At 40.6% G+C, this 23,024-nt stretch carries 18 protein-coding genes; 14 read left to right on the forward strand and 4 right to left on the reverse strand.

Translation table 11 applies throughout. The features are described from left to right. The first annotated feature begins 263 nt into the window (after positions 1-263). From V7K49_RS12965 to V7K49_RS12990, 6 genes are all read left to right on the forward strand, one after another. Positions 264-1,925 (forward strand): efflux RND transporter periplasmic adaptor subunit, encoded by a 1,662-nt coding sequence (locus tag V7K49_RS12965; protein ID WP_335205870.1) that lies wholly within the window; start codon positions 264-266, stop codon positions 1,923-1,925. A gap of 61 nt (positions 1,926-1,986) precedes the next feature. After that, complete coding sequence (locus V7K49_RS12970; protein WP_335205899.1) at positions 1,987-2,919, forward strand: LysR family transcriptional regulator; 933 nt, start codon at positions 1,987-1,989, stop codon at positions 2,917-2,919. A gap of 108 nt (positions 2,920-3,027) precedes the next feature. Beyond that, on the forward strand, positions 3,028-4,038 hold the full coding sequence (locus V7K49_RS12975) for a YeiH family protein (protein ID WP_335205871.1): 1,011 nt from the start codon (positions 3,028-3,030) through the stop codon (positions 4,036-4,038). 20 nt (positions 4,039-4,058) lie between these two features. Next, positions 4,059-4,421: a sulfite exporter TauE/SafE family protein gene (locus tag V7K49_RS12980; RefSeq protein WP_335205872.1), complete on the forward strand. Its 363-nt coding sequence runs from the start codon at positions 4,059-4,061 to the stop codon at positions 4,419-4,421. A 152-nt stretch (positions 4,422-4,573) separates the two neighbouring features. Then, positions 4,574-7,684, forward strand: a complete 3,111-nt coding sequence (locus V7K49_RS12985) for an efflux RND transporter permease subunit (protein ID WP_335205873.1) — start codon at positions 4,574-4,576, stop codon at positions 7,682-7,684. Between the two features lie 141 nt (positions 7,685-7,825). Beyond that, positions 7,826-8,320 carry a hypothetical protein gene (locus V7K49_RS12990; RefSeq protein WP_335205874.1) on the forward strand — a complete coding sequence of 165 codons (495 nt, stop codon included), beginning with the start codon at positions 7,826-7,828 and terminating at the stop codon, positions 8,318-8,320. A gap of 247 nt (positions 8,321-8,567) precedes the next feature. On the opposite strand, the gene V7K49_RS12995 is transcribed toward V7K49_RS12990, so the two are convergent. Then, positions 8,568-9,266, reverse strand: coding sequence for a DUF305 domain-containing protein (locus tag V7K49_RS12995; protein ID WP_335205875.1), 699 nt, complete (start codon positions 9,264-9,266; stop codon positions 8,568-8,570). 596 nt (positions 9,267-9,862) lie between these two features. On the opposite strand from V7K49_RS12995, the gene V7K49_RS13000 reads away from it, so the two are divergent. The 3 genes from V7K49_RS13000 to rppB all read left to right on the forward strand — a co-directional run bounded on the left by V7K49_RS13000 (position 9,863) and on the right by rppB (position 12,599). Further along, on the forward strand, positions 9,863-10,348 hold the full coding sequence (locus V7K49_RS13000) for a DUF2808 domain-containing protein (RefSeq protein WP_335205876.1): 486 nt from the start codon (positions 9,863-9,865) through the stop codon (positions 10,346-10,348). Between the two features lie 144 nt (positions 10,349-10,492). Continuing rightward, a complete protein-coding gene (gene rppA / locus V7K49_RS13005; protein ID WP_335205877.1) occupies positions 10,493-11,197 on the forward strand; it encodes a two-component system response regulator RppA in 705 nt (234 codons plus the stop codon). After that, positions 11,184-12,599 carry a two-component system sensor histidine kinase RppB gene (gene rppB / locus V7K49_RS13010; RefSeq protein ID WP_335205878.1) on the forward strand — a complete coding sequence of 472 codons (1,416 nt, stop codon included), beginning with the start codon at positions 11,184-11,186 and terminating at the stop codon, positions 12,597-12,599. The genes rppA and rppB overlap by 14 nt, the downstream gene beginning before the upstream one ends. Before the next feature lie 14 nt (positions 12,600-12,613). On the opposite strand, the gene V7K49_RS13015 is transcribed toward rppB, so the two are convergent. Next, positions 12,614-16,009: a hypothetical protein gene (locus V7K49_RS13015; protein WP_335205879.1), complete on the reverse strand. Its 3,396-nt coding sequence runs from the start codon at positions 16,007-16,009 to the stop codon at positions 12,614-12,616. A gap of 424 nt (positions 16,010-16,433) precedes the next feature. Between V7K49_RS13015 and V7K49_RS13020 the strand changes: the two genes are divergently transcribed. Further along, the gene (locus V7K49_RS13020) at positions 16,434-16,760 is read left to right on the forward strand and encodes a hypothetical protein (protein ID WP_335205881.1); all 327 of its coding nucleotides are present in this window, start codon (positions 16,434-16,436) and stop codon (positions 16,758-16,760) included. A 301-nt stretch (positions 16,761-17,061) separates the two neighbouring features. Here the strand turns inward: V7K49_RS13020 and V7K49_RS13025 are convergent, their stop codons facing one another. Continuing rightward, positions 17,062-17,262, reverse strand: coding sequence for a hypothetical protein (locus V7K49_RS13025; RefSeq protein ID WP_335205883.1), 201 nt, complete (start codon positions 17,260-17,262; stop codon positions 17,062-17,064). A gap of 3 nt (positions 17,263-17,265) precedes the next feature. After that, positions 17,266-17,565, reverse strand: a complete 300-nt coding sequence (locus tag V7K49_RS13030) for a MerR family transcriptional regulator (RefSeq protein WP_335205884.1) — start codon at positions 17,563-17,565, stop codon at positions 17,266-17,268. A 298-nt stretch (positions 17,566-17,863) separates the two neighbouring features. Here V7K49_RS13030 and V7K49_RS13035 point away from each other — a divergent pair, with 298 nt between their 5' ends. From V7K49_RS13035 to V7K49_RS13050, 4 genes are read left to right on the forward strand one after another with little or no spacing between them, the layout of a single operon-like run. After that, positions 17,864-19,414 carry an SAVED domain-containing protein gene (locus V7K49_RS13035; RefSeq protein ID WP_335205885.1) on the forward strand — a complete coding sequence of 517 codons (1,551 nt, stop codon included), beginning with the start codon at positions 17,864-17,866 and terminating at the stop codon, positions 19,412-19,414. A 29-nt stretch (positions 19,415-19,443) separates the two neighbouring features. Continuing rightward, complete coding sequence (locus tag V7K49_RS13040) at positions 19,444-20,616, forward strand: SMODS domain-containing nucleotidyltransferase (RefSeq protein WP_335205886.1); 1,173 nt, start codon at positions 19,444-19,446, stop codon at positions 20,614-20,616. Continuing rightward, the gene (locus V7K49_RS13045) at positions 20,616-22,430 is read left to right on the forward strand and encodes a ThiF family adenylyltransferase (RefSeq protein ID WP_335205887.1); all 1,815 of its coding nucleotides are present in this window, start codon (positions 20,616-20,618) and stop codon (positions 22,428-22,430) included. The genes V7K49_RS13040 and V7K49_RS13045 overlap by 1 nt, the downstream gene beginning before the upstream one ends. Beyond that, positions 22,393-22,926: a Mov34/MPN/PAD-1 family protein gene (locus tag V7K49_RS13050; RefSeq protein ID WP_335205888.1), complete on the forward strand. Its 534-nt coding sequence runs from the start codon at positions 22,393-22,395 to the stop codon at positions 22,924-22,926. Before V7K49_RS13045 ends, V7K49_RS13050 begins: the two co-directional genes overlap by 38 nt. The last annotated feature ends 98 nt before the right edge of the window (positions 22,927-23,024 follow it).

Here is a 23,024-nt window from a genome sequence, read left to right on the forward strand (position 1 = left end):
GACGTTAAGAGCGTCACCTGAAGAGAAGCAAAAGTATCTATGTCAAGCATAATGCAAGTATCCAATGCCAAATAGAGAACACTTGCTTTCTTGAATTCCAGTTGTGTTTAGAGTGATGTGATTCTGAGAGCGGTCAAAACTTGATTTCATCCTAATTTCATTTCTGAATGAAAGACTAGTAAGAGAGTGTATTTCTAAAACTTAAAAGTACTTTTGACCGTTCGCAATATCCTCTCTCCCATACTCAAGGACTTTTAATAGCAATGTCTAACTCTCTGCGTTCCCAAACACCTACAGCTATTGCTTGTGTTTCTGGTACATTCCTGAGCCTGCTGTTATTAGCAAGTCCTACAATTGTTATGGCTCATGGCGGACATGGAAATGAGTTTCAAGGAGGAAGTGAAGCCACTTCAACTAATAATTCTATTCAGGTTGATGCCGATACAGCCAAACGTCTAGGGATTAAAGTCGAGCCTGTCCAACGTCAAAGGTTAGCCATTGGTATCAAAACTACTGGACAAATAGAGACTCTTCCCAGCCAAAAAGTAGAAGTGACTACCCCAATTCAAGGAGCGAAAGTAGTTGAATTGTTAGTGGAACCTGGGGCATCAGTAATAAAAGGTCAACCTGTTGCTGTTGTAACCAGCCCAGATTTAGTGACATTGCGCGTAGAATCTCAGAACAAATTAGCACAAGCTCAAGCTGATTTACACTACAGCGAAGCTGATTTAAGACTGGCTCAACAAAATTACGAAAGATATCAACAAATAGCTGACTCTGAAATTGCCCAAGCACAGAGTCAACTTGACTTTGCTCAAGAAAAGTACAACAAAGATAAGCAGTTAGCTGATGATGGCGCTTTACCCCGTCGCAATGCTTTGGAATCTCAAACTCAGCTAGCACAAGCAAAAGCCGAACTTACTAAAGCGAAGAGCCGTAGGGACGTTATCGCAGCAGAAAATCAACTCAAACGCGCTCAAGCATCAGTTCAACTAGCAAAGTCAAATATTAATCGCAGCAATACTAGTTATCAAACTCGACTTGCTCAACTGGGAAATCTCCCAAATTCTAAAGGACTAGTAACAATAACTGCTCCTATATCTGGTAAGGTTGCTGATAGAGAAGTGACTATTGGTCAAACTTTTAATGATGCTGGTGGCAAATTAATGACGATTGTCAACGATAGTCGGCTTTTTGCTACAGCTAACATTTATGAAAAAGATTTAGGTAAGGTAAGAATTGGTGAGAGAATTAGATTAAAAGTTGCTAGTGTGAGCGATCGCACTTTTTCTGGTCAAATTTCTCACATTGGTACGGTGGTGGAGGGAGAAACAAGAGTTGTACCAGTACAAGCAGAGATAGAGAACTCACGCGGACAACTCAAACCGGGAATGTTTGCGGAACTAGAAGTTTTAACAGACCAAACGTCCTCTGCTATTTCAGCTATTCCTACCTCAGCAATGGTAGACGCGAATGGTAAAAAAGTTGTTTATGTGCAGAGTGGTAATGCTTACCAAACAGTTGAAGTCACATTAGGCCAGACTTCTGGCGATATGGTTGAAGTCAAGAGTGGCTTATTTGAGGGAGATATGATTGTCACCCAACGCGCACCACAACTCTACGCCCAATCTCTGCGAGGTGGTACCCAGATAAAAGCCTCGGAACATACAGAAGTTCCATCGCAGACAACAGAGGTTAAAACAGTACCTTTGTGGTTGCTAGGAGCAGGTGGAGGTGCTGCAATAGCTCTAGTAGCTTTTATGGTGGGTCGTCGCAGCAATCATCAACTGGTTCCAGTAACATCAGAACTTACCTACAGCTTACCAGAAGATTCTTCTAATGATTCTACAAACCTAGATGATAACCATCATCCGCCTAATGAAGAGTCAAAAATCATAATCATTACTAAAAATACTCAACAATAAAAATATCGCAATCCCATATAGTCTTAATATAAGGAATTTAACGCTTTCACAAATGGCAAGGATGACCATTGACCAGTTACAGATTTTCCTGGCGGTGGCGCAGCATTTGCACTTTACTCGCGCCGCCGAGGAGCTTTACATAACTCAACCTTCTGTAAGTGCTGCCATCCAAAGCCTTGAGGAACAGTATGGAGTCAAAGTGTTTAATCGAATTGGTCGTCGCATTGAACTAACCCTTGCTGGGAAGATGCTACAAGTAGAAGCACAAAAAATTTTGACTCAGGTGGAGTTAACTGAGCGAGGATTGCGAGAACTAAATGACTTGAAACGGGGTGAACTCAAGTTAGGTGCAAGTCAAACTATAGGTAATTACTGGCTTCCCCACTTCATTAGCTTGTTTAAGCAAGATTATCCTCATATTTCTGTGGATTGTACATTAGGTAACACTACTGAAATTAGCCAAGGAACAGTTACAGGATTGTTTGACCTCAGTCTAGTAGAAGGGGAAGTTGAACCATCGGTTTTAGCTTCTCTGGAACAACAAATTGTCGGCGGAGATTGTCTACAAATTGTTGTCGGTCAATCTCATCCTTGGTTTGAAAAAATGGTAGTTGAGGTAACAGAATTAACAAACACTACCTGGGTAATGCGCGAAAAAGGCTCAGGAACCCGTCAGCAGTTTGAGCAAGTGCTAAGACAGTGGGGTATTGAACCATCACGGTTAAATGTAATTTTGTTAATGAAAAGCGGTGATATGGTCAAAGCAGCCGTTGAGAGTGGGGTAGGAGCTGCGGCTATTTCTAACCTGATTATTATTAAAGAACTACGTCTTGATATGCTTCGTTGTATTAAAGTTACAGGTGTTGCGAGAAATACTAATGATCCAGACCCACTCTCACGACCTTTCTTTTTATTAAAGCATCGAGAACGCTTTCAAACCCGGATCTCCCAAGTGTTCGAGCAATTGCTAGTATCGGCTCAATCTGCGGAATAGCTGGATGTCTATCTTAATAGTTTAAACCTATCGTTTAAATAGTTAGGAACGTTTGCTTCTATTATTTAAACCACCTAGAGTTATATCAACCCTTAATAGGAGGTTGATATGAAACAAAATATTAGGACGAACAAGAGAGTGCAGATACCGGAACTAACTTCAGAACAAAAACTCTTGTATCGAAAAATTGTGTTTTTGGGAGCGGCTGGATTTTGTCTAACCCCTTGGGCTTCACCACCAATAGCACTGATGTTGGGGATTCTTTTGGCGCTGACTCACGAGAACCCATTTCATCGGATTAGCCGCCCAGCCGCTAAATATTTACTAGAAGCATCTGTAATTGTACTCGGCTTTGGGATGAACTTAGCAGTTGTGCTAAAGGCAGGTGCAAGCGGTGCTTTGTTTGCTATTGGTAGCATTACAGCAACCTTCATTCTCGGCTATTTTCTAGGGAAATGGTTGAAAATTCCCATCAAAGCCTCTGCTTTAATTTCAGCCGGAACAGCTATTTGTGGTGGAAGTGCGATCGCGGCTGTTAGTTCAGTAATTAACGCAGCCGAAAGCGAGATTTCTGTAGCAATGGGGACTGTCTTTGTCCTCAACGCTGTTGCTTTATTCGTATTTCCACCTCTAGGACACGCGCTGCACTTGACTCAGGCACAATTTGGAACCTGGTCGGGTATAGCAATCCATGACATTTCCAGTGTAGTCGGTGCAGCATCACATTATGGTCAGAGTGCGCTATACACAGCCACAGCAGTCAAACTTTCCCGCGCTCTGTGGATTGTACCTATCTCAGCAGCAGCAAGCTACATATTTCAACGTCAGCAAGCAAATTCGGGTGAGAGTGCGATCCATAAACCCCAAGTCCCCTGGTTTATTGGCTTGTTCATCCTTGCTTCTGTAGTGCGGACTTTTATTCCAGAAGTTGCTGCTTGGTCGCCAGTGGTAACACACGTTTCAGAAGCGGGTTTGACGCTAACGCTGTTTCTAATCGGTGCAGGGCTATCACAACGGATGTTGAAAGCGGTTGGTTGGAAACCGATGCTTCAGGGAGTGGTGCTGTGGATATTTATTAGTGCTACTTCCCTTGGTGTAATTTTATTAGTCGTGCATTAGTGCAGACAAGAGGAGAGACTATGACTAACATTTTGCTTTATTTACTGTTGGGCGTATTAGCGGGATTCTTAAGTGGGCTGGTTGGCATTGGTGGAGGGGTTTTGATTGTCCCGGTGCTGGTCTTTTGGTTTGGATTGTCACAGCACGAAGCACAAGGTACAACATTAGCCTTGTTAGTACCGCCCATTGGGTTGCTTGGCGCGTTGACATATTATAAACAAGGCTATGTAGATTTAAAAATAGCAGCTTTTATTTGTGTAGGCTTTCTTTTCGGGGGTCTTTTCGGTGCAAAGCTGGCGATTGGGCTGTCTAATGCTGTTTTAGAAAAGGTGTTTGGAGTTGCAATATTAGCGATCGCACTCAAGATGATATTTTCACGTTAATTATTCATGATTCAAACTAAATTTTACTGCATTTCATCCTGATTTCATCTTCATTTGAGACATTAGATACAGTGCCAGATTGTTCAAATTACAAATTATCCCAGATAGATTCACTGTATCTTCAAGCAAAAAACCCTTGATTCGTCTCAAAAATGCTCAATACCATTGTTAAATGGTCGATCGCCCAAAGGTGGCTAATCGTTATTGCCTCGATATTAATTAGTTTGTGGGGATTGCGTGTCATCACACAAATGCCCCTCGATGTATTTCCTAGCTTCGCTCCGCCGCAAGTGGAAATTCAAGTTCAAGCTTCCGGTTTAGCACCAGAAGAAATTGAGTCTTTAGTGACTCGCCCAATTGAGAGCGCGATTAATGGCACACCTGGATTAGAGTCTCTGCGATCTTCATCTGCTATTGGGATTTCTGCTATAAAAACTGTCTTTAGCTGGGATACTGATATTTACCGCGATCGCCAACTAGTAACAGAGCGATTACAAGGGGTAAAACTGCCACAAGGAGTTGAACAGCCAGAAATCTTGCCTATTAACTCGCCCTTGGGATGGGCTGTTAAATATGCTTTTTCTGCTGAAAGCACTGACATGATGGAGGTGTGGCGGATTGCTAATTGGGATGTGAAAAATCGCTTGCTGGCTGTACCGGGGGTGAGTAATGTTTTTCTCTACGGAGGCGATGAGCGGCAATATCAAGTTTTGGTAGACCCAGACAAGCTTAAAGCCTACAATGTCTCGCTGCCAGAAGTCACCAAAGCAGTGCAGAATGCTAATGTCAATGTGCCGGGAGGATTTTTGATTACTCCCGATCAAGAAACACTAATTCGGGGAATTGGGCGAATAGAGTCGATTAATCAACTCAAGCGTTCAGTTATCAAAGCGACTAAAGGTACACCCGTATTACTGGAACAAGTAGCAGAAGTCAAAATTGGCCCAGGACTAAGACGAGGAGATGGACTATTTCAAGGGAAACGAGCAGTAATTTTAACTGTCTCCAAGCAGCCTGCGGCAGATACTCCCACTGTAGTCAAAGCTGTGGAAGCAGCAATGGAGGAGATTAAGCCAGGGCTACCGGAGGATGTCAAGGTTACTAAAACCTTTGACCAAGATTTATTCATCGAAGCTTCGGTGAAAAACGTTGAGGAAGCCTTACGCGATGGCATCATTATTGTTTCAGTCATCCTGATTATCTTTTTGATGAACTGGCGCACCGTAATTATTAGCCTTAGTGCGATGCCTTTGTCATTACTATTAGGCATGATTATTCTGAGTTGGACTGGACAAGGTATTAATACAATGACCTTGGGTGGACTGGTAGTTGCTATTGGTTCAGTGGTGGATGATGCGATCGTTGATATGGAAAACGTCTACCGCCGATTGCGAGAAAACCAACTAGCAGGGAACCCGAAAAATCCTTTACAAGTTGTATTTGACGGTTCAGTGGAAGTGCGTGTCAGTGTTTTATTGTCCACTGTGATTATTGCAGTAGTTTTTGCACCGATTTTCGTCCTGTCTGGCGTGGAAGGTCGAATTTTTACGCCGATGGGAATGGCATATTTGTTATCGATTCTCGCTTCTACCTTAGTTGCATTAACACTAACTCCAGCATTATGTGCCTTATTACTAGCAAATCAACCTTTACCAAGTACGGAAACTTGGCTTGAGGGCAAAGCACATCAATTTTATCGTCCAGCGTTGAAGTTCTCGATTCGTTACCCCAAGGTGATTTTAGGGGTGGCACTTGCGGGGTTTATTGCATCGATAATTATTCTTCCTGGGTTGGGAAAAGTCTTTTTACCTGAATTTCAAGACCGTTCTTTGGTCAATTCAATGGTTCTTTTGCCTGGTGAATCTCTGAATGCAACTAACCAAGCTGCTTTGGCGGTGATGGATGCCCTTAAAAGCGATCGCCGTTTTGATTTCATTGCCTTACGATCTGGGTTTGCTCAAGGAGATCCTGAAGTGGCTGGGGTAAACTTTGGCGAGTTGGATGTGCAGATTAGCGAAGAAGGAGCAAAAAACCGGGAAAAAACTATTGAAGCACTCCGCAAAGAGTTTGAAAAACTTCCTGGTGTGGCAACTAATATTGGTGGATTTATCTCCCACCGCATAGATGATATCCTCTCTGGCGTGAGAAGTGCGATCGCAGTGAAAATTTACGGGTCTGAACTAGAAGAACTCCGCACCCTTGGGAAACAAGTACAATCGGCGATGAATGGTATTCCTGGCATTGTGGATTTGCAATTAGAACCCCAAATTCCGGTTAAACAGATTCAAATTCAATTTGATCGTGATGCGGCGGCTCGTTATGGGTTAACTGTGGGTGAATTGGCAGAAACGATAGAGACTGGATTGAATGGTAAAGTAGTCTCCCAGGTGTTGGAGAAGCAACAAACGTTTAATCTCGTTGTATGGTTGCAAGATAGCTCCCGTAATAATTTGGATGTCATTGGTAACTTGTTGGTAGATACACCCAACGGGCAGAAAATTCCTTTATCCCAGGTTGCCAAAGTTGATTATGGCACAGGGCCAAGTACCATCAATCGTGAAAATGTTTCCCGGCTGATTGTGGTTTCTGCCAACGTTGCTGGGAAGGATTTGGGTTCTGTAATTAAAGATGTACGCGATCGCGTTAAACAAATTCAACTACCTGGAGGTTACTATGTGCAGTTTGGCGGTCAGTTTCAGGCACAGGAACAAGCAACGCAGACATTAATTATTGCAGGTGCGATCGCCTTTGCAGTGATTTCCGTACTGATATACTTTGCTGTCAAGTCAATTCCTGCCACAGTCATGATTATGATTAACTTGCCACTGGCATTAATTGGTGGGGTTATCTCTGTGGCCTTGAGTGGTGGTATTATTTCCGTTGCTTCGATGGTTGGTTTTATCACTCTATTTGGTGTAGCTACTCGCAACGGATTACTGTTAGTGGATAACTATAATCATCGCCTCGCTGAGGGAATACCACTTAAACAAGTAATTGTTGATGGTTCGATGGAAAGATTAGTTGCAATTCTTCTGACAGCACTTTCGTCAGCACTAGGTATGGTTCCGCTAGTGATTGGTTCTGGTGCCGGTAAAGAAATTTTGCAACCTTTGGCTGTGGTAGTGTTAGGAGGCTTATTTACTTCTACTGCTTTAACACTATTAGTTTTACCAGCTTTATATTCGCTATTTGGGAGGTTTTTAGTTCCGAATAAGACTACAAGAATATACGATATTAAAGTTACTCAGGAGTCAATTATATGAACAACTTTGATGTTTTATTCAGGGAGGTGGATTAAAAACTTTATATAGACTCAATGCCAGGATCTAAAAATATTGCAAAGACTGGATTGCCAGAGAAATCTTATCTCAATTATCAACACATTTTAAATGAGGAATAAACCAATGAAATCACTTAAATCTAGCTTAATTATTCTTGGAAGTGTAGGACTACTATTTTTAGGAGCTTGCAGTAACGATAATAAAGCAGCTAATACAGAAAATAGTCCAGCCGCTTCTACCTCAAGCGCCCAGACCCCATCTGTTTCAGCTTCACCTGTTACTAAAACAGATAGCCAGCATGGTGAATCTCATGGAGGCCAAGTTGTAGAGACAGGAAGTTATCATCTAGAATTTGTTCCTGAGAAAGAAGCAAGTGCAACTCACATGGATTTATACGTGCTAAAAGGTGACAATCACCAAACAGTACCTGATGCAAAAGTAACGGCTCAAGTTCAGCTACCTGATGGAAAACAAAAGACAGTTCCTCTTGCTTATGATGCTAGTGGAAAACATTACACAGCACAGTTAACTGAAAAAGCAATTGGTCAATATCAGGTAAAAATTACTGCTGATGTTAAAGGTGAAAAAGTAAACGGCAGGTTTACTTTTAATCAATAGATTTTTCCTAAAATGATTAGCTGAAAAACCATAGATAAATAAAGATAGTTTGTCTATATTTATCTGTGGTTTGACATGAGTTAAAAAACCACTACAGCTTGAGATTGTCTGAAATCTCTTACTTCATGAATTTATCTTAGACTCTCTAGCTGGCTAGAGAGTCAAGGGATTTTGCAAAATTCTTTTTAATGAAGTCAAAAGTATCACACTTTCAGCTAGTTCAGTCCTTTTTGGAGAAATTGAGTTACTACCTAATCGTTCGATTTTGAGTATTCATTGGTTGGAGCAACTGCTGCATTTGAGCAATTTCAGTACTTTGACTCTTGACAATGGATTGAGCTAAATTTTTTACCTCGGTGTGCCTAGCACTGTTGGCAACCATACCAGCCATCATTGTCGCCATTCGGTGATGGCGAGTCATTTGACGGAGAAATTCCTGATCAAAGTCAGGCGAATTTTGCAAGCTTGTCATCATCTCCATATTTTGCTGCTGCATACAAGTTTTCATTGCTTCGCCCATATCCATACTTGCACCCATATTCATACCCCTACCCATGCCCATACCTGTACCCATGTTCATGACGTTTTTAGGGACTTCTTTGCCATACCACTCCTTGTACCAAGTTTGCATCTGCTGAATTTCACGGGTTTGGTCTGAAATTATGGATTGCGCCAGCTTTTTGACTTCAGGGCTTTTAGCTCGGTTCAAAGCCATTTGAGCCATTTCAATACCGCTTTGATGATGAGGAATCATCATTTCAATAAACGACTTATCTACATCAGCCCTCATGTTCATTCCACTAGGCATAGGGCTTGTACTGGTTGGATTAGGAGCTTTAACTTGATTGCGATCGCTAGCTTTGGCGCTCTCAATAATGGAAAAAGCTGTAATAGTACCGCTTGTCAGTAGAGTAACAAGACTGTAAGTTAAAACTTTGTTATTCATTTTAATGACTTTTATTCAAAGGTAAATTGGGTAGCATATATTCAGATCCAGGGCATTCTAAATAAGCTTGAATGCAAGTTTTAAAGATAGATTCGTAGTTTGAGTCATAATTTTCTTCCTAACTAAATGAATCAGTTATGAAGCTGTAGTTATACTTCTAATACTTTACGTTAGACGATTGTCGGCGTAAGAGCATCTATCTAATGGCATGATGCGAATTTATTCCTCAGAAAATGTGTAAATTTCATCCTGATTTTATTTAGGTATGATAAAGACTTTATTTAACAGATTATGAGATTTTTCTGCAAGCTTTATTTTATTTATATATTTTAGTTACAAGTATGAAAATTTCATCCTAATTTCATTAGGACTTGTCATGCTATTAGATAGAGGTAGCATATCTCTTCAGCAAGAACATCACCGAAAATTTGAACCTGACAATGGCAAATTAACTGCCTATTTATCCTGATTAATAGCTATATAAAGGGAGTATTTTGTGGTTTTGCCCAATTTTGATCTATCTATTAAGAGCAGATTCACTAACAAAACATGAACCTGCACTTTAGCTAACGGATTTAATTATTTTGGAGGTAAATATGAAGAGGTTATTGATTTACGCTGTTATATTGACTCTGAGTGGCACAGCTATTATTACTCCTAGCTATGCAAATACTAGAACAGATGATGGTAGAGTTATCCATATTGATGGAAATACACAATTCCCTCCCACACGCTGGGGAATTTTTAGACATACTTTTCGTTTACACGTTCCCAAAAATAGCAACGCTCTTACCCAAATAATTATCAAAGTTCCAAGTAATGTAACTGTGAGTAATGACGTTAGCAATATTGATGTTGTTGATGAAAATGAACATAAGATTAACACCAATATATCTATTAACGGTCAAACAATACTACTAGTTTTCCGCGAACAAGTTGCTCCTAACACTAAGTTGAGAATTGACCTTAATAAAATAAAAAGACGAAGTATTGGTAATGGTTCTGTCTACAGCTTCTCAGCTAAAGAGGTTGGTCTTAATGCAGAAATTCCCATAGGTGTAGCTTGGTTTCGTCTTTATTAAGCTACAAGTTATGATATTCAATATGGTTTTCATCCTAATTTAATAAACTTCTGTGAGATTATTTATTAGGGTAAAAACCTATTGCAATTACAGCCTATGTTTACATCACAAATTTACAACGAACCTTAAACTGCTGAATTTGATATGAGGGTGCTGCTAGTCGAAGATGAGCCAGATTTAGGGACTGCTATCAAGCGTACCTTAAATCAACAAAAGTACTTAGTTGATTGGGTAATAGATGGGACTGAAGCGTGGGCTTACTTAGAAAATAGTTCGGCACAATATACAGTAGCAATTTTTGACTGGATGCTTCCAGGAATTAGCGGTTTAGAACTGTGTAAAAGATTGCGTTCTCAAGCAAATCCCCTTCCTGTCTTGATGCTAACTGCTAAAGATAGGATGGAAGATAAAGTTACTGGCTTAGATGCGGGTGCAGATGACTACTTAGTGAAGCCCTTTGGCATGGTAGAATTGCTAGCACGATTGCGGGCTTTGCAGCGTCGCTCTCCACATTTCCAACCTCAACAATTAACTGTTGGTAACTTGACTCTAGATTATGGTAACAGTACAGTTGTAAGACAAAATACTATAGGCGAACAGCAAAGCATTCCTTTAACTAATAAAGAGTTCCAACTATTGGAATATTTTATGAAGCATTCCAAGCAGATTGTCACTACTGAACAAATTCGTAATCAAATTTGGGAAGTTAATGCTGAATCTAGTAGCAATGTAGTGGCGGCGCAAATACGTTTGTTACGTCGCAAACTTACCAATAGCGACTGTCCTAATTTGATAGAAACTTTGCATGGTATGGGGTATCGTCTGAATTTCACCAATGAATCAGAATAAGCTGTTTCGACTTACCCGTATTCGGTTAGCTCTGTATTATGCGATCGTTATGGGTTTAATTTTAAGCATATCTGCTTTCGGTTTTTATCGAGCAGTGTTTCATGCTCATGTGGTGGCTTTAGATAGTGAAATCGAATCTGTAGGGGGGACACTGCACGATAGCATTGAACTAAAATTACAGTCACCTGGAGATTTGAAACCTTTAGCGCATCAGTTATTCCCAAATCTAGATAACTGTGGAATTCAAGCTACTAATTGTATTCAAAAACATCCCCATTCTAAACGCCATCTTCTTGGTATTGTTACTAAAACTAGCTACTATATACGTTTTTTTGATATTTCAGGAAAATTAATTGCTAATGCTGGTTATTATCCCAAGGGATTACCTGATGTTTTTGATCCAAAAATTTGGCAATTTCTCAAAGATAGTAAAGGTAAGGATTACCATCAAATTACCCTAGCATTGCATACCCAAAATTATCAAGACTGGGGATATATGCAGGTAGGGCGAAGTCTACAAGAGTTTAATCATTACTTGGATAGTGTAAAACTAATTTTGGTGTTAGGGCTACTAGTTGCAATGGGTATGATTGCTGCTGCTAGTTGGTGGTTATCAGCATTAGCTATGCAGCCAATTTATCAATCCTATCGGCAAATTCAACAGTTTACAGCAGATGCAGCCCATGAATTACGAACGCCTTTAGCTGCAACAGGTGCAACTGTGGAGTCAGCACTTTTAATGTCTCAAATAGACGAAGAAGAAGCACGGGATATTTTGCAAACTATACAGCGTCAGAATCAGCGAATAACTACTTTAGTTGTTGATTTATTAATGTTGGCACGTATGGATAGACAAGCCCAAAAGTTACAATATGAAATTTGTTGTCTAACAGATATTGTTAGTGATTTAATTGAGGAATTTGAAGCGATCGCAACTGCCACAGAGGTAAAGCTGACATCTTTGATACAATTGAATGAACCTCTGAATATTATAGGTAATTCTGATCAGCTTTATCGCTTAGTTTCCAATTTAATTGTCAATGCAATTCAATACACACCCAGAGGGGGAGAAGTAACAGTTTTATTAGATCGCAATGACTATAATGCTGTAATTAAAGTTCAAGATACAGGCATTGGTATCCCGAAACATGAACTGAATCGAATTTTTGATCGTTTTTATCGGGTGAATAGCGATCGCTCTCGTCACACTGGTGGTTCTGGTTTGGGATTAGCCATTGTTCAAGCTATTGCTCATGCACATAAAGGTAATTTAAATGTACAAAGCGAATTAGGTAAAGGCAGCACTTTTACAGTTCAATTACCTTTGGATGTTACTCCGTTAAAGAGCGATCGCTTCACTCGACCATTTGTCAGGATTTGGTACAGGCGGCGTGGAAGATGATCTCCTTTGCAACTTCAGTTCAACTCTATATCCTGACTGCTAACATGATGCCCATTGTTTGATAACTCATGTTTTCTATGAAATAATCGCTCCCTCTTTAAAATCATATCTTCTAACTCATTTGCGGCTGCTTCTGAAAGTGAAAATATTTCCTCACCCGTCTGTAAATTGCCTCGACAAATCGTCCGCTTACCTTCATTTCGCACAATAAAATCACCACTAGGTTGCACATAAGCAGTCCAATGACTACCAATTTTGAACTGCTCAATTTCATTACTTGCAGATTGATTGGCTTGTCGCTGTTCGTAGGTGGTAGCGATCGCTCCTACCAAATTATCAAACATTTCTTTACGCCAGAGTTCACGGTGAATAGCTCGGAATTGCCCAGCAGTATCTAACTTTGGTTCTGATTCCGGTAATGAAACTTCTGGCAGATTGATTGACTCAGGATTAACCTTGAGGATAATACTAGAGCCATCTGGTTGCAAAGTAGCTGCAAATGTAGCACCAATCGGTAGTTTCGGACTGTCAGGAGCAAAAGTGCCTAAATTATTGCCATCAATCTGTAATATCGGTGTACCGTTGTAACGATAATGCTCTGGATGTGATTCGGGTAACTCAAAAACTCCCACTTTCAGAGTAACGCTGCGCTTTTTCCATTCCTTACTAGCAAAGTTTTCATTGGCGAAGTGATTGTATTTGATACCCAACACTTTAATTTCATCAAACTGAAAATCCTGAAGCTGCTGACATACCTCCTCTGTAAACAGGTTATATGCCAAAGCACCAACACCTGAATCCTGACGTGATGTTGCCCAACTATGATCTGCTGGAGCGATAATTCTTAAATCCTTGGGAATATTAAGTTCATCTAAATCGTTAATGTTTTCACCAAATTTAGCAGCTAATTTATCAACTATTTTGGGGGATAAGTCTTTCAAAGCAAATTCAATCAGAGGTAATTGAGGATGAATAGTGGCATCAAATTTAATTCCCTTTTGTTCTAAAGATTCTTTCCATTTAATAGCACCTGCACCGAAAGGAACACTCAAAACATAAATATCCTGTGGTAATGCAACGCTTGGCAGTTCATAATCATGCTCAAACGAAAACGTAATTTCCATTTGTTCTGCCAGCTTTAAACAGTCTTTGCGATGCCGATCTAATTCTGGACGGGTGTGTTGTGTGTGCCACAATGCCGCCGCCCCTTCTCTGCGAGACGCTACGCATTGACTGAGCCTGTCCGCAGGACTTACAAACCTCTCTTCTGGACTGGTGAATAATTCATCAATTTCCGCCCGATAGCTTTCGTAGAGCTTTCCTAGTTCCTCATTAAAGGCTTCCCTGTCATCTCCCACCCGTTCCTTAATTTCGTCTCTGGCTTGCTGAAACCTTGTTTTCAGTTCTTCTGCCCATTCCAAGGCATCTACAGATAGCGTCTCTTTGGGAAACAGGTAGCGAAACTCGTGTCTATCTCTGCTGCGAATGCGTGTTGGTTCCCATACAGGATTGACAACAACTCTTGCAATGACGTTGATTGAGCCGGGAGCATCCGCAGGCATGGCAAAGGAGCGATAAAGCCGTTCATCTTTCTTAAAGTCAAAAAAGTAACTGGGGTGAGACTCTGACCATTTTTTGGCATCGGCGAGCAAATTTTCCCCACCTATTTCTTTGATATCTTCCAATCTTTCTGCACTTTTGGGCGAATCTACCTCAACCTGAAGTGCCTGAAATAGACGGTTTAGTAGCTTCCTTTGTCGTTTTTCAAATCGCTCTACATTCTCCCCGTCTTTGGCCATCGATGACTGTACACGCCCAATGTTTGTTGCTACCAGCCCTACTTTATTTTGACTGCTGGCAGCAGCAATCTCTGCTAAATTGTTGTATTTTAAGTTGCCTTCTTCGTCTGTAATTTCCGTATACGCCAGCTTAGGGCGTTGTTTAACTGGCTCAAATCGTCCCGGTTCACCTGCGCGAAGAGTTTCTTGAGCAATATTAGGCAGTTTACTAGCAGGGCTGACCATTAATTGGTCGCCGTCAAAATCGGCTTGATGGTATTCCTCGGCATCTTTGGGGTGAATCCAAACTACGTTGCGAGTTTTCTTCAATTCTGGATCGTGAATGTTACTGTAGAGGCGGATGTTGTCTGAGTTGACAATGGGGTAACGGGTGAGAATGACATCTCCTTCCGGTAGATGGGGTACACAGATTGTGCCACGAGTTAGGCGATCGCATGGCATTGCCATACCCGAATTATGGTTGTATCCTCCCTTAATAGCTAGGTCACGCCATTGATTTGCTATGTAATCGGTAGCAAACTTGCGAAATTTGGGGGTTTCAATCAATTGACCATATTTATCGCTGCGGAGTAGGGAAATCCAGCGAGATTCCTGTGCTTGATTGTTAGCATTACCCTCAATTTCGTTAAAAGCTTCTTCTGACTGCTCTTGCTGCGATGGCGGAACGCCCGCCGTAGGCGATCGCTGTTGTTTGTCATATTGTTGGATGATGTATTTTGCCAACACCAAGGGATTGCGCTGCAACTCGGCAAGTTCTCTAGCTTTTTCTTCGGTGGGTTTGCTCAAATCTTGTTTGACTGCTTCTTCTGAGTACCAAATGGTAAACTGCCAACTATTATCATAGCTGGTGGCTTTGGCGTTACCTCGATTACCGATTACCGCTTGAGGAAACTCATAGTCACCACAGGGAATTAAGTTTTTGAGTTCTGACTTTTTAATGCCTTTAATTGAGGAACGCTCCATAATAATGTCGTATCCTTTGGCATCAGTCAAATTGGCATCGGGCAGGAAAGTACCTTTGGATAAGAAGCTGGTTTTTGGGCACTGGAAATTATCTGGTTCAGCCCAATTACTCCTCCAGGCAAACCGAAATTGAAATGGACAATTGCCTTCTCCTCCCAATTGTTTGGCAAGTTGGGGCGAAATCTTGCCGTGACAGTCTCCTGTTTTATAATGAGCATACTGTGGATCTTCAAAGTCCACAATTTTAACTCGCAGCCCTGTAAAAGTTTCTGAGCCTTTGTAGCAATTGCTAACTAGTAAAGAACCATAGCGACAGGCAGTATCCGGTTCTGTAGCGAATAAGCGTCTAATTTTTTTATGCAGTGAACCATCAGCAAAGTAATAACTATTGCCAGAACTGAAAGCTAACTTGCGTCGGATTCCATCCTGAAAGGTTCTTTGTCTTAAATGGTTGGCATCTGGATTTTTACTGTCAATTTTAACCAGTAGTAGAGATTGTAAATCTTCTGCTTCAAACATCTGTTCAAGCAGAGAATTTTTAATGATTTCTGGTTCAGATAAATATTTACCCTTACCATTGTTATACGACCCATCAAAGATAGGTATACTCAAACCAGAACCTTCTAAGACTCTAGTGGTTAAATCCATTACTAATAATCTATTAGATAGCTTATCTAGCAAGCATGAGATTGCAATATTCACCTTGGCACGAAATTACACTCGATAAAATCATCCAAGTGGATAATTTACTGATTTCATGGCAGACGTTATTTTATACGGTATTAGCTCTGCTAGATAGCCCTCAATAAATAATAGTTGACAATATAGACACAATCTGAATTCAAAGCGAGCGCTATTTCAGTCACCCAATTGACTTGCTTGTATTTTGTCCAATTCCCTAAAAAATTGACTTCCTACAAAAACTGTATTTCGTCAAGCACGAATACTTGACCGACTCTCTAGCAGGCTTCCGAGAAAGTTAAATACCTGAACAGCACTTTTAATCGTATTATCCTTTGTCTACTGTATTGCTCAAGTTACATACACCATTTTTAAGCTACCACTAGATTTTATGAATAAAAGAATTCAACGACTAGAAGATGGTTTATTAGTAACGCTTTATGACGATGACCCAGATTCACCAGGAGATGAGTTGATCGTTCCTTCTGATGATATATCTCAAGATGAGCATTACCCCGAATATGCTCATCTCAAACCTGGTGAAAGCATAATAATTAAGGAAAATCCTATCAAACCTACATCAGGTTATTATTATCCAAGTGGATATGAAGATTTAGATGAATTTCTCAATAGCGATCCTGGAGCAATTGATCGACTAGGTGATGAAAGTTCAACTACTCGTGGTTGGCGTCCACCTGAACCAGATCAATCTTGGTAAAACTTCCCTTAAGAGGATGTTTGAAAAGTCGGTTAGGCAGTAAAAGAAGCTCTCAGGGCATAAGCTGTAAATACGTAGATACAGCACCATTGAGAGCTATGAGTAAAGTTTACCTTAGTAACCTAACCTGGGAGCAATTTGAACTGATTAGTGGGTTAATACCATCCCCAAACCTGGTGGTCGTAAGCGTGAAGTCGATGTGCGTTATAGAAAGTGAGGCTTCATATTTTTTTACGCCTAAGGATCAAGATAACTGACGACAGCAATATCGGTAATCAGTTTATCTAACGAAAATCTGACATTAAGCGGTGAGCACTGGTTTTACTTTTGCACGTTGCTTGAAACTGTCAATGTCTATCACCTCAGACCTTTCTGCTGCCTGCCAAACCTCATTAACTATTTCAAACAGAGACGGGATAGTGATCAGAATATATTGTCCAATACCTTGATTGCGTTTGTCTGCCACTTTAATGACTTTAGGAAAATCAGACCAATCTGGCATTACTCAATAGACTTCATCATTAAGAACAACTAACTTTTTGTCTCTTAACTGATCATTAAAACCTTTATCATCTAAGAACTCGATTATTTTTCTCACTATTTGCAGTGAGATTTCTTGCCTAAGATTTTTGATCGCACGGATTTCTAACACCTGTTCCCAGGTGTAAATCACTGTTGGTTTTTTGGTATTGCCGTAACGTTGAGGCACAATAAGCCCTGTTCTTTCAAGATACTGTAAACGGTTAGATGTAGTTCCAGCCAGGGCGATTGTCTCTTGTCTGGTGAATCCATTGATAACAGTCATGGTAGTTACCCTCGCCCAATTAATCTCCTTTCTGTTGTTTTATTAGCATTACCTACAAACACCATATATCGAATCAACATAAATTTTATAAAAATTTAACGTATCACATATTTTTTAATTTAGAATACATTATGTTACCTTTAATAAAATAAAAATACATACAGTATACAGTTCAACAGAGTCAACTCTACAGAGATTGCATATAGCGAAAATTACATTTATTCGTTTGGATGCTAATATTTTGAGATAGACAATATCCGCTACAGACTATTGCCAATTTAGATAGAGAAAATTAACTATGGCTAGAGGAGCAATCGCTGCTCGTATTCAAGGAGATGATTATCAAGCACGATGGTTTTGGTTTCAAGTTTGTCGTCTTTTTAGTGAGTGTCCAAAAGTTGTGCGTGTTGGTTATGAAGCTAACAATATTAAATCATTTGATGATGTTGTGGTCTATTACCAAGATATGGAAGATGACGAGGGGAATCCTCTCAATGCTGAATACTACCAAGTGAAATTTCACGTCACTTCGGCGGGAGCTTTTACTTGGGAAGGCATGATGGACCCAAGTTTTATTAATGCGACATCAGTGTCTATACTTCAGCGCCTAAAAAATGCTCAGGCAGAATATGCTCCTAAAGGAACTGAAGCACACTTCATACTTTATTCACCTTGGCAGGTTCATCCTGATGATCTTCTGGCAAAAGTACACTCCCAAACTGATGGCAGACTTGACTGGTATCGCTTGGCTGAGGGTAGTCCAAAATCCAAAATGGGTAGGCTACGAGCTGCCTGGCGTGAACATTTAGGAATTGAAACAGACGAAGAGCTTTGCACGATTCTGCGTTCTTTGAGGATTCGTCAAGGACGAACCCTTCAAGAAATTGGTGGGTTGCTTAACGATAAATTATACAGAGCAGGACTTGTTCCGGTTGAAGACGGGCGCTTGTGTAATCAATACGATGATTTAGTACATAAACTAGTGCAGTTAAGAAAAACCGAATTTACGCGAGAGGAAATCGAAGTAATTTGCAAAAGGGAGAATCTTTGGATGGGGCATTCTATTCCTGAACCTGATGCTTATCGTGTTGGTATTCGCAGTTTTCTTCGGTGGGCTGAAAACTTAGAAGATGAAACTAATGCCATGCTAGATTTGCTTCGATACTTTAATGGTCGTAGCATTCAGGCTCCTGAACTCTGGCAACAGCAAATATACCCAGCAATAGATAGTTTTCTCGCCAGTAACTTGCGTTATGGTTCTAGCTGTCATTTGCATCTTCACACCCATGCATCAATTGCTTTTGCTACTGGATATTGCCTTAACTCAAAGTCTGGGATTAATGTCGCACTCGTCCAGTCTACCGGAACTGGACGAGAAATTTGGCGACTATCTCCGCAGTCTAATCTTGATCAGTACTCTACTTGGACTTTTATTCAAGAATTGATATCGGAAGAAGGCACAGATGTAGCTCTTGCTCTCTCTGTAACTCACTCAGTTACTTCAGACGTTCAAGAATATATTGCACAAGAACATCTGTCAGTTCACCGCATTTTTTCTTATACGCTTCCTAAAGGGGCTAGCTCACAAGCCATAGTAGATGCAAATCACGCTAAACTGCTGGCTGATCAATTGTGCGATCATCTTAGAAACGATCGCACAATTCCTGAACGCCAAAGGATACTACATATTTTTGTCGCTGCGCCAAATGCCTTAGTCTTTTTCATCGGTCAATTAGCTAGCAGCTTTGGCTTATGCATCTTCTATGAATATGACTTTGATAGCAGCACACCTGGTGCGTATCAGCCATCTTTGATGTTTCCGCCTCCTGTGGTGCCTGAGCATCAATAATCGAAATTAAAATTTTTTACACCGTAAATATGATGGAATTGCCTAGTTATTTTAATGATTTTCTAGCTAAGATCCGTTCTCAAGAATACCATGTTAATGACTATAAAACTGGTCATCGCACTTTACGAGACCGACTTAAGGCAGATGAGGAATTATCTCTGATAATTGTCAATACATTTCTACAAGGCAGCTACCGTCGTGCTACTGCAATTCGTCCCCAGGGTGAAAAACGGGCAGATGTTGATGTTATTGTTGTAACTAAACTTAGTGAAAACGAATATACGCCTAAGGATGCACTTGAATTATTTATTCCATTTCTAGAAAAGCATTACAAAGGCAAGTATAAACCACAAGGGCGTTCCTTTGCTATTGAGTTATCGTATGTCGATTTGGATTTAGTCATTACATCAGCACCTTCTGAAAGCGAAGTAGGAATCTTCAACGCTGATAGTATCATTTCTGACGATACTCCTGAAACGCCTGAAGCAGATGAAGACTGGCGCTTAGTGCCTTCTTGGGTTTCTGTAGGAAGGAGGTCTACCATTTCATTTTCCGACAAGAAGTATTATCTGGATGCCGCACGCATACAAGCCGAGTGGAAACTTTCACCCCTTCGTATTCCTGATCGTGATACTGAACAATGGCAAGATACTCATCCCCTAGAGCAAATTAAGTGGACATGGGAAAAAAATCGTAACTGTAATAAATATTACATTAATGTTGTCAAATCCTTGAAGTGGTGGCGAAGGATAAACCATCCAACTCCTAAGTATCCCAAAGGATACCCTGTTGAGCACTTGATAGGACAGTGTTGCCCTGACGGAATTACCTCAGTGGCTGAAGGAGTAACCAAAACACTAGAAGCCATTGCCGAGCAATACAAAATTAACGCTTCTTTGAAAATTACTCCCAGTCTGCCAGATCATGGCGTGCCATCACACAATGTGTTTAAACGTGTATCTGGTGACGATTTTGCAGAGTTTCACCGTCAAGTATGCGAAGCGGCAAAGATTGCTCGTCTTGCATATAATGCAACAGACATTCCCACAAGCGTTGAATATTGGCAGAAACTCTTTGGTAACAAATTTCCAGATGCCCCTCCTAATAATGGTAATGGCGGCAAGGGTGGTAACGATCCTAAAGGAGGTGGTTTTACCCCTCGGCAGGATGTCACTCAACTAGAAGGAGGTAGATTCGCATAGTGAGTGATAAGAGAATACCTTCCACAGAGCTTCTTGCTGCTCGTAGAACTCTTGACGGTATATCATGTGTTAAACTTTTGCATGACTGGACATGGAGCGAACAAGTAGCAAAATGGACATTGCACTGCCGCATACATATTCATTCGCAACCAAGTCCTTTTATTCCACAATCGACAGACTGGTATGTCCTCGTTAGTCCAGAGTACCCTTGGGGGGATATTGGGTTTTATCCAGCAAAAGAAAATGGCCTTATCCATACTTTTCCTCACCAAAATTTTAATAGTTGTGGTGATAGTAAAGTCCCCTGGCGTAAGGGTAAACTTTGCCTAGATACCAGTGTTCACGCTTTAGGTCGTCAAGGCTACCATAGTGAACCCTACGATTATTACTGGAGACTGGAATGGCACTTTAGGCGTGCTATTGAATGGTTGGTGGCTGCCTCGGAGGATAAACTTGTTTCTCCGGGCGAACCCCTTGAGCTTCCTTATTTTCCTCTAAGAAACTTTTTAACAATTGCTTTCTCTGAAAGTGCAGAGTCTTTTACTCAATGGCAGAAAATTCCTGATCCGGTCGGACTGGTTCACCTAGTACAGCTGCGTAAAAAACCAGATGTATTTTTTGTGAAATCGTTTCAATCAATTCGTGGCAAAGAGTTACTTAGGCTCATGTGGGGGAAAGAGATGAACGAATTGAAAAACGAATCAGTGTTAGGAATATGGATACGCTTAAAAAAAATCCCTGTCTTTAAGCCCTGGCAGGTTCCATTGATATGGAAAGAATTACGAGAAGTCTGTCGAGAACAGGAAATTAACATTAATGAACAGTTAAAAATAGCTGCAAAGTTCATACGTGACGGGAAAAGCCATATTGCTCTTATTGGTTTTCCGATTCCTGCTGAGATAGATGGACTTTTATACCAGACACATTGGCAAGCACTACAGTTACCTATTCTATCCGAAGGTATAAAAAATGCTAAAGGTTTCAGAACAAACGAAGAAGGATATTGGCAGCGAGACAGAACTGAAATTTTACGTGGAGATGTAAATTTAGTTTGGGTTAACTCAGAGAACTGGCATATTAGTCATATTGCAACTCGTGGTAAGCTTCCCGAACCTTTAGCTTCTAAGAAAATACTTTTATTAGGTGCAGGAGCCATTGGTTCAGCAGTTGCTGAAATGTTGAGTCGAGGGAATGCACAAAAGATAACTATCTTAGACTCAGATACATTGGAAATAGGGAATTTGACACGACATACCCTAAGCTTGCATTACCTAAAAGTAGAAAAAGCTACTAGCATTGCTGCTCGTCTTAACAGTACTTCTCCCTACGCAACTGTGGTAGGTATTGACCGCAACTTTCCTCAACTTGAAGAAACTGACAAAGTTGACATTCAACAGTCTGAGATAATTCTTGACTGTACAGGAAGTGATGCAGTGCTTTACCACTTAGAGCATTTTTTATGGGGGAGTCGTAAACTATTTATTTCTATTTCATTAGGGATAGGTGGCAAACGCTTGTTCTTATTTTCAGCTTATAGTGATAGTTTTCCTAAGGCTACTTTTAGAGCAATGCTTAATCCGTGGCTACAAAAAGAACTTAAAGAATATGAAGGACAGCAATTGCCAAGAGAAGGTATAGGATGCTGGTATCCTGTGTTTCCTGCTCGGATTGATGATGTGTGGATGATGGCATCGATAGCAGTGAAATACATTGAATCATCTTCAGTTTTGCCCCCAGAAAAACCAAATTTAGCTGTTTTTGAGCAACTATATGCAAATGACACTTTTGTGGGGGTTCATCAAGTTGACTGCTAAATACGAGTTGAATGATTTAGAGTTCTGGTCGGAAGACAAAAGATTTGGGCTAAAAATACATAGGAGAAAAGTATCTCAATTATTAAAAATGTGTGCTCGTGCAGGTGTGCAAGAAACAGGAGGAATTCTTGTAGGTTTCTACACCGAATCGCACAACTGTGCAGTGATCACAGCCGTCTCTGATGCTCCGTCAGATTCTCATAGCGGTCACAATTGGTTTCATAGAGGAACAAATGGCCTCCAACGATGGCTCAATCACTTATGGAATAGAGAAAAGCAATATTATGTGGGCGAATGGCACTTCCATCCGTTTTTCTACCCGAATCCTAGCCAAATAGATATTAACCAAATGCAGAAGATTGGAGATTCATATTCTTATCAATGTCCTGAACCATTACTATTAATTATTAGTAGTGATCCAACTACTCAATGGGATATGAAAGTTTACATTTTTCCCCGAAACCATCCTTTAATAGAGCTGACTAGATGCTCTTAAGGCTACAGCGACTATGGTTTCTCAGTTAGCAACTGGCTAGTGCTAGTGAAGGTATTTGAGTAATATCCAGGCAATAACTTTCTGTAAGGGCCTATTTT

This window comes from Nostoc sp. (assembly GCF_036919675.1).
Classification (GTDB): Bacteria; Cyanobacteriota; Cyanobacteriia; order Cyanobacteriales; family Nostocaceae; genus Nostoc.

Bases quoted from the DNA above. Each gene is read 5' to 3' on its own strand.
- rppB (WP_335205878.1), top strand. From the start codon at position 11,184: ATGAATCAGAATAAGCTGTTTCGACTTACCCGTATTCGGTTAGCTCTG.
- V7K49_RS13020 (WP_335205881.1), top strand. From the start codon at position 16,434: ATGAATAAAAGAATTCAACGACTAGAAGATGGTTTATTAGTAACGCTT.
- V7K49_RS13050 (WP_335205888.1), top strand. From the start codon at position 22,393: ATGACACTTTTGTGGGGGTTCATCAAGTTGACTGCTAAATACGAGTTG.
- V7K49_RS13015 (WP_335205879.1), bottom strand. From the start codon at position 16,009: ATGGATTTAACCACTAGAGTCTTAGAAGGTTCTGGTTTGAGTATACCT.
- V7K49_RS12975 (WP_335205871.1), top strand. From the start codon at position 3,028: ATGAAACAAAATATTAGGACGAACAAGAGAGTGCAGATACCGGAACTA.
- V7K49_RS12970 (WP_335205899.1), top strand. From the start codon at position 1,987: ATGACCATTGACCAGTTACAGATTTTCCTGGCGGTGGCGCAGCATTTG.
- V7K49_RS13030 (WP_335205884.1), bottom strand. From the start codon at position 17,565: ATGACTGTTATCAATGGATTCACCAGACAAGAGACAATCGCCCTGGCT.
- V7K49_RS13025 (WP_335205883.1), bottom strand. From the start codon at position 17,262: ATGCCAGATTGGTCTGATTTTCCTAAAGTCATTAAAGTGGCAGACAAA.
- V7K49_RS12995 (WP_335205875.1), bottom strand. From the start codon at position 9,266: ATGAATAACAAAGTTTTAACTTACAGTCTTGTTACTCTACTGACAAGC.
- rppA (WP_335205877.1), top strand. From the start codon at position 10,493: ATGAGGGTGCTGCTAGTCGAAGATGAGCCAGATTTAGGGACTGCTATC.
- V7K49_RS12965 (WP_335205870.1), top strand. From the start codon at position 264: ATGTCTAACTCTCTGCGTTCCCAAACACCTACAGCTATTGCTTGTGTT.
- V7K49_RS13040 (WP_335205886.1), top strand. From the start codon at position 19,444: ATGATGGAATTGCCTAGTTATTTTAATGATTTTCTAGCTAAGATCCGT.
- V7K49_RS13000 (WP_335205876.1), top strand. From the start codon at position 9,863: ATGAAGAGGTTATTGATTTACGCTGTTATATTGACTCTGAGTGGCACA.
- V7K49_RS12990 (WP_335205874.1), top strand. From the start codon at position 7,826: ATGAAATCACTTAAATCTAGCTTAATTATTCTTGGAAGTGTAGGACTA.
- V7K49_RS12980 (WP_335205872.1), top strand. From the start codon at position 4,059: ATGACTAACATTTTGCTTTATTTACTGTTGGGCGTATTAGCGGGATTC.
- V7K49_RS12985 (WP_335205873.1), top strand. From the start codon at position 4,574: ATGCTCAATACCATTGTTAAATGGTCGATCGCCCAAAGGTGGCTAATC.
- V7K49_RS13035 (WP_335205885.1), top strand. From the start codon at position 17,864: ATGGCTAGAGGAGCAATCGCTGCTCGTATTCAAGGAGATGATTATCAA.